At 69.3% G+C, this 10391-nt stretch carries 9 protein-coding genes; 2 read left to right on the plus strand and 7 right to left on the minus strand.

Going from position 1 to position 10391, the window contains the following annotated elements; all coding sequences use genetic code 11:
* Positions 1-19 precede the first annotated feature (19 nt).
* Positions 20-148: a hypothetical protein gene (locus GPZ80_RS33340; protein ID WP_281401231.1), complete on the minus strand. Its 129-nt coding sequence runs from the start codon at positions 146-148 to the stop codon at positions 20-22.
* Positions 149-316: 168 nt separating this feature from the next.
* Between GPZ80_RS33340 and GPZ80_RS12560 the strand changes: the two genes are divergently transcribed.
* Positions 317-1546: a cyclase family protein gene (locus tag GPZ80_RS12560; protein ID WP_246477039.1), complete on the plus strand. Its 1230-nt coding sequence runs from the start codon at positions 317-319 to the stop codon at positions 1544-1546.
* Between the two features lie 590 nt (positions 1547-2136).
* Here the strand turns inward: GPZ80_RS12560 and GPZ80_RS12565 are convergent.
* Positions 2137-3669, minus strand: a complete 1533-nt coding sequence (locus GPZ80_RS12565) for an amidohydrolase (RefSeq protein WP_312880279.1) — start codon at positions 3667-3669, stop codon at positions 2137-2139.
* Between the two features lie 152 nt (positions 3670-3821).
* Here GPZ80_RS12565 and GPZ80_RS12570 point away from each other — a divergent pair, with 152 nt between their 5' ends.
* Positions 3822-4088: a hypothetical protein gene (locus GPZ80_RS12570; protein WP_187220511.1), complete on the plus strand. Its 267-nt coding sequence runs from the start codon at positions 3822-3824 to the stop codon at positions 4086-4088.
* Here the strand turns inward: GPZ80_RS12570 and GPZ80_RS12575 are convergent.
* The 5 genes from GPZ80_RS12575 to entS all read right to left on the minus strand — a co-directional run bounded on the left by GPZ80_RS12575 (position 4041) and on the right by entS (position 10359).
* Positions 4041-4634: a hypothetical protein gene (locus tag GPZ80_RS12575; protein ID WP_187220512.1), complete on the minus strand. Its 594-nt coding sequence runs from the start codon at positions 4632-4634 to the stop codon at positions 4041-4043. The genes GPZ80_RS12570 and GPZ80_RS12575 overlap by 48 nt on opposite strands.
* 120 nt (positions 4635-4754) lie before the next feature.
* Positions 4755-6113, minus strand: coding sequence for a salicylate synthase (locus GPZ80_RS12580; protein WP_312880280.1), 1359 nt, complete (start codon positions 6111-6113; stop codon positions 4755-4757).
* Between the two features lie 35 nt (positions 6114-6148).
* A complete protein-coding gene (locus tag GPZ80_RS12585; protein WP_187220514.1) occupies positions 6149-7777 on the minus strand; it encodes a (2,3-dihydroxybenzoyl)adenylate synthase in 1629 nt (542 codons plus the stop codon).
* A 153-nt stretch (positions 7778-7930) separates the two neighbouring features.
* A complete protein-coding gene (locus GPZ80_RS12590; protein ID WP_187220515.1) occupies positions 7931-8959 on the minus strand; it encodes an ABC transporter substrate-binding protein in 1029 nt (342 codons plus the stop codon).
* Positions 8960-9009: 50 nt separating this feature from the next.
* Complete coding sequence (gene entS, locus GPZ80_RS12595) at positions 9010-10359, minus strand: enterobactin transporter EntS (RefSeq protein ID WP_187220516.1); 1350 nt, start codon at positions 10357-10359, stop codon at positions 9010-9012.
* Between the last annotated feature and the right edge of the window lie 32 nt (positions 10360-10391).

Consider the following 10391-nt stretch of genomic DNA (forward strand, 5'->3'; position numbering starts at 1 on the left):
AGGTAGCGGTGCGGGTGGGTCAGGATCTCCGGGATGCCCGGGTCAGCGGATCGATCCGGATGTCCTTCGGGTCGACGGTCGTGCCGTCACCGGCGAACAGCCCGGCGATGGCGAGCGCGAGGACGCGTCGCGAAGATCGAATGCGCATGCTTCGACCCTGCCGTGCGAACGGACCGCCGACGGCTCACCATCCGGTCATCTCACTGATCCGTTCGAGTGGTCACGACGCTACCCAAGGTTGTTTACCCGCGACGGCGTCCATCATCGACAGCGGTCACGATCACGGGCGGAAGGCGATGGAATGCATCCTGAACTGTTGAGGAACTACCTGACCAGGCGCTCCGCCCTTGGCCTGGCAGGCAAAGCGGGCGCGGTCGGCGCGGTCGCGGCGAGCATCGGGCTCACCGCCGCAGGCCAGGCCCAGGCCGCGGGCGTTCTCGATGACGTTCCGTTCGACTACAGCGACCTCGCCGCCTGGTTTCCCGGACCCTACGGTCCCGCCGACCAGCGCGGCACCCTCAACGAGGTCACCGCGGCCAAGACCGCCGACGCGCTACGGCTGGTGAGCGGGTCACGCTCGGTCAGGACGTACAACCTCGGCGAGCTGATGTGGAACGGGTTCCCGGGTTTCACCACCACGCCGCCGCGCGTCTACGAGCAGCGGCTGACCATCGGCGGCTACACCTCACCGGGGTTCGAGGCGGCGGGCGGCATCGTCCAGTTCCGCGAACCCTTGGGCGCCAACCGGCTCAGCCTGCACGAGGAGCGGTTCGCGGCGGTGCTCTCGCCGGGGTACACCGAGCCGTACTCGACGACCTACCAGCTCGGCACTCAGCTCGACGGGCTCAACCACATCGGCTACGGCGAGTACTTCTACAACGGCCACCGCGGTCCCGACATCGACGAACTCTGGGGCACGTCCAAACTGGGCTCCGAGCACATCGGGCCGATCGCCACCCGCGGCGTCCTGCTCGACATCCTCGGCCTCAAACTCGCCCAGGGGGACTCGGCCGCGATCGGCAGGCCCGCCGCGAACGGGCAACCGGTACTCGCCTCGAACTACCGGATCACGGTCGCCGACATCGACAACGCCATGGCGTTCGGCGGCATCCGGCGGCTCGAGCCCGGCGACGCGATCTTGTTCCGCACCGGCTGGAACCACCTGCTCCACCGTGTCGACCGCACCCCCGATCCCGCCGACATCACCCGGTGGAGCGCCGCGGAGGGCTTGCCCGGCATCTACCTGCGCGAGGCGCGCTACCTCGCCCAGTTCCGCCCGGCGCTGATCGGCAGCGACACGTGGGCGCTGGAGGTGCTCGGCAACCCGGTGAACAACGACGGCACGGCGTTCCCAGTGCACCAAGACCTGTTGCTGCGCTTCGGCATCCGCGTCGGCGAGTCGATCGTCCTCGACGGGCCGGCGCGGGACCGGCTCTATGAGTTCGTCTACCTGGTCACCCCGCAGTTCGCCGAGGGCGCCACCTGCGGCAACACCCCACCCGCCGCACTCGGCAGTCCTAGGCTTGACATCCTCCCCCGGCTATAGCAGGGGGATTCCAACAGCGACTACCGCGCAAGAAGGAGGTCGGGTTGAGGTTCACGGTTCACCGGCTCGCCCACCGGCGGGCCTCCCCGTGCGGCCACGGCATGCCCTGCCGCGTTGCGGATGTCGCATGCCGCGTTCACATCGGCGTTGCAGGCGTAACCGCAGGACCGGCACCGAAAGGCGGCTTGGCTCTCGCGCGCGTCCCGATAGACCCTCGGCCCGCCCGCGTCGGCGCCAAGTCGGCCGCCGGTGGGTCCGCCTGAAGAAGTTCGCCATCGCCTGGGCGAAATCTCGCAGCGCCTGCTGCTGCACGTACACCGACCCGGCAGCCAACCACGGGTTCGCCGCCCGCGCCTCGGTCAACTGACGGCACTGCTCGGTGTACCCCGGCGCAGCCTTACGTCCCAGCTTCCAATGGTCGTGCTGTTCCACAGCGAGGTTCCACACGAACCGGGCATGCCGATCAACCCAGCGACCACCACCGACAAGACCAGACACCGGGGAAACCCGACCGGCCAGGGCACGCCCAGGCCTTGGCGACCTCAGGTCCCGATTTTTCCCGGCGTGAACGCCGGAACATCCTCGGGAGGTCATGGTGACGTCCGGTCGTAGGCGAACTCACCGCCGACGACCGTCGCGACAACCTCCACGCCGGAGATCCGCGGGGCGGTGCGGGGGTCGTCGGCCAGCACCGTGAAGTCGGCCAGCTTGCCCGGTGAGACGCTGCCCAGCTCCGCTTCCAGCCCGCACGCGTACGCGCCGCCGAGCGTGTACGCGGCAAGCGCGTCGTCGACGGTGAGCTCCTCGCCGGGCCCGATACGCGCGCCGCCGACGGACTGGCGCTCGACCATGAACTCGATGGCGCGCAGCGGCGCGCCGTCGGCGACCGGACGGTCGGAGCTTCCCGCGATGGTGATGCCGTGGTCGAGAAAGGACTGACCGCGGTACATCCAGGGCGCGCGGTCCGGGCCCATGATGGCGGAGTAGTCGTCGCCGTAGGCCCAGAGGAAGGTCGGCTGAAGCACCGGGATCAGGCCCAGTTCGGCGATCCGGGACAGCTGGTCGGGGCGGACGAGCCCGCAGTGCTCGATGCGGTGTCGGGTGTCCGGCCGCGGCACGCGTGCCTGGGCCTCGGCGATCGTGTCGAGCGCGAAGTCGACGGCGCGGTCGCCGATGGCGTGCACGGCCAGCTGCCAGCCCGCCGCGTGGCCGTCGAGGATGGCGGCCCGCTCGTCGAGGAGGACACCGGTGTTGTCGGTGCCCACGTACGGTTCGGTCAGCGCGGCGGTGCGCGCCATCATGCCGCCGTCGGTCCACACCTTGAGCGCGCCGATGGACAGCCGGTCGCCGCCGAAACCGCTGCGCAGCCCCAGGTCGATCGCGCGGGTGATGCCGTCGTCGACGTGCGCGCCGACCGGGCGCAGGACATCGGCCGACACCATCAACTGCACGCGGATGGGCAGGTCCGCCCGCTGGTAGGCGGCCACCTCCACCGGGCTGCCCGCCAGGAGCCCCGCGCCGACACCGGCCTCAGCGCAGGTCGTGACGCCCTCGGAGAGCACTTGGCGGGCGCTGTGGTGCAGGTCCTCGCAGATCTCGTCGAGCGAGTACGGCAGCCGCAGCGCGCGGGCCGCGGACTGGTCGGTCTCGGTCAGCCACCCGTCGCTGATGATCCCAGACAGCTGCTTGAGCACCGCGGAGTTGACCACGCACGCGTGACCGGAGGCGTCCTGCACGTAGATGTTGCGATCAGCGCTCACGGTGTCGAGGTCGGCGGCCGTCACCGGCCGGTCCAGCGTCCGCCGGTCGTACCCGGACCCCTCGATCCACCCCTCCCCCGCCGCGCCCCGCAGGGCTTGGAGCACCTGCTCGGCGGTGCGGCACGACGAGACATCGATGGTGCGCCGCGCCCGCCCGGCCCAGGTCAGGTGCGTGTGGGCGTCGATGAAGCCGGGGAGGACGGTGGCGCCGTCAAGGTCGACAGTCCGTTTGGCGGGCAGCCCCGCGACGTCGTCGTCGAGCCCGACGATCCGCCCACGCCACACCCCGACGGTGCTCGCGGCGGGTTGGTCGGGGTTCATGGTGAGGATTCGGCCGCGGCTGAGCTTGACGTCGAGGATCACGGTTCCACTCTTCCATCGGCCCGGAAGTACGTACCCCCATCCGTGGTTATGCGGACGCGCGGGGACACCCGAATGGACCACAGTGGTGTGGTCCAGCTCACACAGCACCGCCGCCGACCACCGCGACCACGTCGTGGGTGACAGGAGCCCACATGAACGTCACACCGACCCACCACCGAATGCTCGTCGCCGTCCGCGACCGCGACGTCGAATGGCGGGAGGACATCGGCCTGTCCGGTGGATTCGCCACCGTCCACCAGGGCCGGTTCCCACCTGGGCACGACCTGGTGGCGCTGTATGAGCTGAACCGATCGGGGTTGATCGAGGTCGACCGGCCGGGTGGCCGGGTGCATCTCACCGCCACCGGGGCTTCAGCGCTCGGGGTGTCCGATGATCAGGCGCATCGCAAGGTTTCCTGAGGGCGACTCGGCGCGCATCTGGCAGACGTTGTTCCACGGCACGAACGCCCCGCCGACCCAGGAGATGAACTCGCACACCCCGGTGGCCAAAGGCGTGGCGGCGACACCGACCATCAGGCAGATGCCCGTCGACCACCACGAATACACGGCGTAGGAGGCGAACGAGCGCCCGCAGTTCCAGTTGGGCACGGCGCCATGGCCGCGCTCCGCGGGCAAGGGCGGTGCGTACGTCGGGATCGGCGCACCGCCCGGGAACTCCGGGCCGTTCTGCTCCATCAGGTATACGGCCTCGTCGGTCAGACCGGCAGCCATGATCGACAACGCGTCGACCTGGACGTGGTTGGCACCCTGCTCGTCGAACATGTGCTGCAATTGCGGCAGTTGGGCAAGCCGGTGGTATCGGTCGTCGAACCCGCTGTCCGCCACGACGGTCGCGGACCGGACGGCGCAGTCCGGGTCTGCGGGCTCGGCACTCGCGCCGCCCGCGAAGGACAGCAGGCCGACGACAAGACTGATGGTCAAGGTGATCGACAGGCGAACTCGCATCGTGTCTCCCCAATCCGATGGTGTCCTGTTTTCCGACGATAGCCGGCAAGCAGGATGAATCCACCGACCCGGGCGAGGTCCACCCCATCGTGGCCGGGAAGTCAGCCGACCGGGATCACCTCAGCCGCGGACCACGTGAAGGGCGACGCTGCGGAGTTTCTCGCAGGTCTCCTCCAGTTCCCGTTCCGGGCGGGACTGTTCGACGATGCCCGCGCCCGCGCGCAGCCACGTCTTCCCGTCGCGCTGGAAGATAGTGCGCAGAACCAAAGCCGCGTCCAGGGCGCCGGACTGGTCGATCGTCAGCACCGCTCCGCTGTACAGCCCGCGCGGGTGGGTCTCATGGCGCTGGATGACGGGGTACGCGGCCTTCTTCGGGATGCCGGACGCGGTGACCGCCGGGAACAGGGTGATGAAGGCCTGCCAGGGGTTTCGACCCGCCGCCAGTTGCCCGGACACCGAGGAAGCCAAGTGCTGCACGCTTCCCCGCTCCTTGATCGCCATGTAGTCGTCGACCACCACGCTGCCCGGTTCGCACAGCTCCGTGAGTTCCTCCCACGACACCTTGACCGAGATGGCGTGTTCGAAGATCTCCTTGGTGTCGCTCAACAGGTCCGCACGCAGGCCCGTGTTGTCGGCGTCCAATATGGACAGCTCGCGGGTGCCCGCCAACGGCTGGGTGGTGACCCAACCGGTCTCGTCCACCTCGGCGACGATCTCCGGGCTGAACCCGGTGGCGCGCAGGCCGCCCATGCTGATCAGGAACGAGCGGGCAGGCGTGTTGCGCTGCCTGCCGACCACGTAGGTGCCGACCAGGTCCACCGGGTGGTCGACATCCACCACGCGGGACAGGATCACCTTCTGCAGCCTGCGTTCCCGGATGTCCTCGACCGCGGCGGCGACCGACTTGCGATAGGCGTCGGCGTTGGAGTGTTCCACGGCGACCGGGCTGGGCTCGTAGTCGCGCACGGGCGTCTGCGTGACGAGGAGCGCGCGGATCTTGTCGAGGATGTCGAGGTTGGTGCTGCGAATCCGCGCGCGCCCCTCGGCGATGCGGACCTCGGTGTGCGGAACGACCAGGTGCAGCAGGGTCTCGCCGTCCGGGATCAGCTCGGGCATACCCGCGTGGGCGTAGGCCAGTTCGAAGGCGGCCCAGCCGTAGGCGCGCCAGCCGTCGATCGCGAGCCGCTCCAACAGCTCCGCCACTCGGTCGACCGGGGAATCCTTCCAGCGCAACGAAGTGCGGGGGCCGTCGACCAGTTCCAGGACCGCCTCGGACGGGGTCAGGGTGATCTCGGCAAGCGCGCCGAGGGCGACCGCCCAGGCTCCGGGGCGCTCGTAGAGGACGTGTGTGTCGGAGATGCCGCACTCGACCAGCCGGGTGCTCACCAGCAGCGGGTCTCCGGGCGCGTCGACCTCGATCTCGTGGTACGACAGGCGGCCGGTGAACTGCTCGTCGAGCAGCAGGGCTTCGGTTGACACCGTGACTCCCAAGGGTTCGGGGTGAATACCGGCGGTCATCGGCCGTCCGCCAGCTTGGCCGTGATGTCGGCCATCAGGTCCTTCTTGCTGACCTTGCCGACCCCGGTTCCCGGGAACGCGTCGACGACTTCGAGCCGGTCGGGCAGCTTGTAGTCGGCCAGGCCGCGCGAGCGCAGGAAGGCGACCAGATCGGGCAGGGTCGGCGCGTCGCCGCGCGGCAGCACGTAGACGCAAGTCCGTTCGCCGAGCACGTCGTCAGGCATGCCGACGAGAGCGGCGTCGCGGACAGCCGGGTGGGCGAGGAGGTGGTTCTCCACCTCCTCGGCGGAGATCTTCTCCCCGCCGCGGTTGATGATGTCCTTCACGCGTCCCTCGACCATCAGGTGGCCGGTCTCGGTGATCCGGACCAGGTCTCCGGTGCGGTAGAAGCCGTCGGCGGTGAACGCATGGGTGTTGTATGCGGCGGCCCGGTAGTAGCCGCGCAGGGTGTAGGGACCGCGGGTGTGCAGTTCGCCCAGTTCGCCGGGGCCGACCTCGTTGCCGTCGAGGTCGACGACGCGGATCTCGTCGGCGGGCGACATCGGCCTGCCCTGTGTGCCCACCACGATCTCGTCGGGGTCGTCGAGGGCCGTGTAGCAGAGCAGCCCCTCGGCCATGCCGAACACCTGCTGCACCTGGCAGTCCAAAGTGGACCGGACGCGGGCGGCGGCCTCGGGCTTGAACTTCGCACCACCCACCTGGAGCACCCGCAGGCTCGACAGGTCGCGGCCCGCCCACTTCACCGCATCCATCCACAGCAGCGCCAGCGGCGGCACCAGGGCGGTGACGGTGACCCGCTCGCGCTCGATGAGCGGGAACGTGTCCGGCGGGGCCGGACTCGGCGCCAGCACAACGGTTCCGCCCACGCGGAACGTGCCCAGCATGCCGGGACAGCCGAAGGGGAAGTTGTGCGCGATCGGCAACGCGGCCAGGTAGACGGTGTTCTCGTCGAAGCCGCACACCCGGGCGCTGGCCTCGATGTTGTACGCGTAATCGTTGTGCGTGCGGGGAATCAGCTTCGGCAGTCCCGTCGTCCCGCCCGAAAGCAGGAACAGCGCGATATCCGAAGCAGGCCCGGTGCCGGGGAGGTCCCCCACCTGCCCGGCACCGGTTTCCAGCGGCTCGAACTCGGCCGGGTCTCCCACAACCAGGACGTGTTTGAGCGCGGGCGCCGCGCGCAGGGCTTCACGGGCGAGGTCGCGGTAGTCGAATCCGGCTTGCCGGTCGGCCACCACGTACGCGACCGCGTCACTGGTCTGGCACAGATAGGTGATCTCGCCTGCGCGGTGCGCGGGCAGGGCCAGCACCGGCTGCGCGCCGAGCCGGAACAGCGCGAAGCACAGCACCACGAACTCCGCTTTGTTCGGCAGTTGCACCACGACCCGGTCGCCGCGGCCGATGCCGAGCCCGTGCAGACGGGCGGCCAGGCCGCCCACCTTCCGCTCGAGTTCGGCATAGGTCCAGCGGCGGTCGCCGTCGACCACCGCGGTGCGGTCGGCGTAGTCCGCCGCCCACTGCCGCAACAGGTCGTCGAGCGTGCGGTCACGCCAGTAGCCGTCCCGCCGGTAGCTGTCGGCGAAATCCGCGGGCCACTCGGTGAGGTCCGGTCCGAGATCACTGGTCATCGTCCAAGTCCCGATTCGACTAGATGGTTCTGAATACCGGCTGCGCACGCCACAGGAACCTGAGGGGACCGCGACGACAACGGACCACGATCACCCACCGATTCGCGCCGTCACACGACAGGTGACCAGCCCCAAGAATTCCGGGGAGGCGGGCTAAACGACGTCGGAACGCGAGCTCTTGACCTTCTCGGCCAGTTCCTTGAGCACCTTGACGTATTCCTTGTAGCTCGACGCCGTCTCCGCGCGCCAGTTGCCGACCTGGTTCGCCTTGACCGCGGCGATCTGGCTCCAGGTGGGGAACTTCGCCGACAGCTCGGCCGGGGTCATGCCCAGGGTCCGCGCGTCCTCGAGGACGAGGTCGGCCGGATAGAGCCCGGCCTGTTCCCAACTCAGCATCTCGAACCCGAAGGCCGGGTCGGGCTTGCCGGGAGCGACGACGTCGACGCCGAGTTCCCTGAAGTAGATGGCGTCACCGTGCCACTTCGGGTCCGCGACCCAGTAGCCCTCCTGCTGGCCGATCACCATGGCGACCTTCAGGCCGGCGTTCGCCTTCGCGGCCGCAGTGACGTCCGCGGAGGCCTTGTCGAAGTCCGCCTTGGCTTCCTTGACGGCGGGGGCGTCGAGGTCGGCGCCGAGCGACTTGGCCAGCTCGCCGAACTTCTTGATCGACTCGGCGGCGGACTTGCCGTCGAGCCGGATGCCGACGATCGGGGCCAGCTTCTCGATCTTGGGCTGCGCCTCCTGCGGGACGTACCAGAGCGCCGGGCCGTACATGATCGTGACGACCAGGTCGGGCTGGAGCTTGGTGTACTCCTCGAGGTTGAACTCGCCGAACTCGGCGCCCACGGACTTGACCGTGTTCAGGTCGACGCTGCCGACCTGCGGGTCCGGGGTGCCGTCGGGCTTGCGCTGCGGGCCGAAGACGCCGACCGGCTTGACACCGAAGTCCCACAGGGCCGCGGCGGCGTGCACCTGGGCCACGATGCGCTTGGGCTTGGAAGGCAGCGACACCTTGGTGCCGCGGTCATCGGTGAATTCCCACGGACCGCTCGCGGCGTCGGAAGCCTGCTCGGCCGGTTTGCTGCTGTCGGCCGAGGCGCAGGCGGTCAGCGTGCCGACGAGCGCGGCGGCCAGCAAGGTGGCCGCGAGCCGGACGGCTCGGCGGGGGCGGGTGGAATTCATCGGTGTCCTTCCGATCGCGGATCAATCATCAGCGAAAATCGAAGGTGAGCTTAGCCTAAGCTAACTTCTGCGCCAGGGTCCTTCTCGGTGCTCCCGCTCACAGCCGCGACGGACACCGCCGGATCCACTGTGTCTTCATCCACGGTCAGCGTCGCGTCGCGAAGTTCCGGCGAGGTGGACGCCAGCGCGGCCACCCCGCTGATGCACAGCGCGCCCGCCCCGACGATCGCCACGGCCGGTCCGAACAGCCCCGCGGCGAACCCGGAAGTGGTGCTGCCCAACGAATAGCTGGTACTCGCCTGAGCCAGCCAGAGGCTGTTGACGCGGCCCTGGAGGTGGTCGGGAGTGTGACGCATGAGGAGCGCGCGGCGCAGGATCTCCGACACCGAGTCGACGCCGCCGATGATCGCCAGGAAGATCATCGCGGGCACCAGGTGCGGACTCAGGCCGAACCCGACGTACGCCGCACCCATCAGCAGCACCGAGATGATCAGCGCCCGTCCGCTGCGGCGCACCCGACTGGTCCATCCCGAACTCACCGAGGCCAGCAGCGCGCCCACCGCGGGCGCGGCGGCCAGCAGGCCGATCATCTCGGGGCCGCCGTGGAACACCTCGGCGACCAGTTGGGGGAACAGCGTCTGCGGGACGCCGAAACCGGTGGCGCACAGGTCGATGATCAACACGGCGCGGATGAGCTTGTCGTGCCGGACGAAGCGGAACCCCTCGGCGATCGAGACGAACCAGCCTTCCCGTTCCGCCTCGACTTCGGTGTCATCGGTGGCGTCGGCCGCGCCCGGCGGAAGCGCGGGCAGTGTGGCGAGCAGGACCGTGCTGATCAGGACGGCGGCCGCCGCGGCCGCGTAGGCGCCGGGCAGCCCGGCGCCCGCGATGATGACGCCGCCGAGCGCGGGCCCCGCGATGAGGCCGAGCTGCGAGGTCACCACGATAAGCCCGCTGCCCGCGGCGAGGTGCTCGGGGGCGACAAGCGCGGGAGTGACCGCCGCCAGCGCCGTCTGCCCGATTCCCTCGACGCCCGCGCCGACGATCACGATGAGATAGATGAAAAGCAGCTCATGGGCGGACGGCACCGCCGCGTTGACCGCGAACGCGGTGAACGCCAGCACCACGGTCACGCTGCTGATCAGGATGAGCTTGCGCCGGTCCATCCGGTCGGCGAGCACGCCGCCCGCGATGAACCCGAGCAACATGGTCATGCCGAGGGTCAGGCTGATCAGTCCGACCTGGAGCGACGACTCGGTGAGCCGGTAGACCTGCACCGGCGCGGCCACCGCGATGAACCCCGCGCCGAGCAGCACGACGGTCCGGCAGATGAGAAGGAGTCGGAAATCCCGGCTGACCCTGGCAGGCGTCACATCGACGACAAGTTGCCCCAGGCGCATCAGTGTTCGACCCCTCTTTGGACGTGATCCTG

Source organism: Actinokineospora xionganensis (assembly GCF_014323725.1).
In the GTDB taxonomy this organism is placed as follows: domain Bacteria; phylum Actinomycetota; class Actinomycetes; order Mycobacteriales; family Pseudonocardiaceae; genus Actinokineospora; species Actinokineospora xionganensis.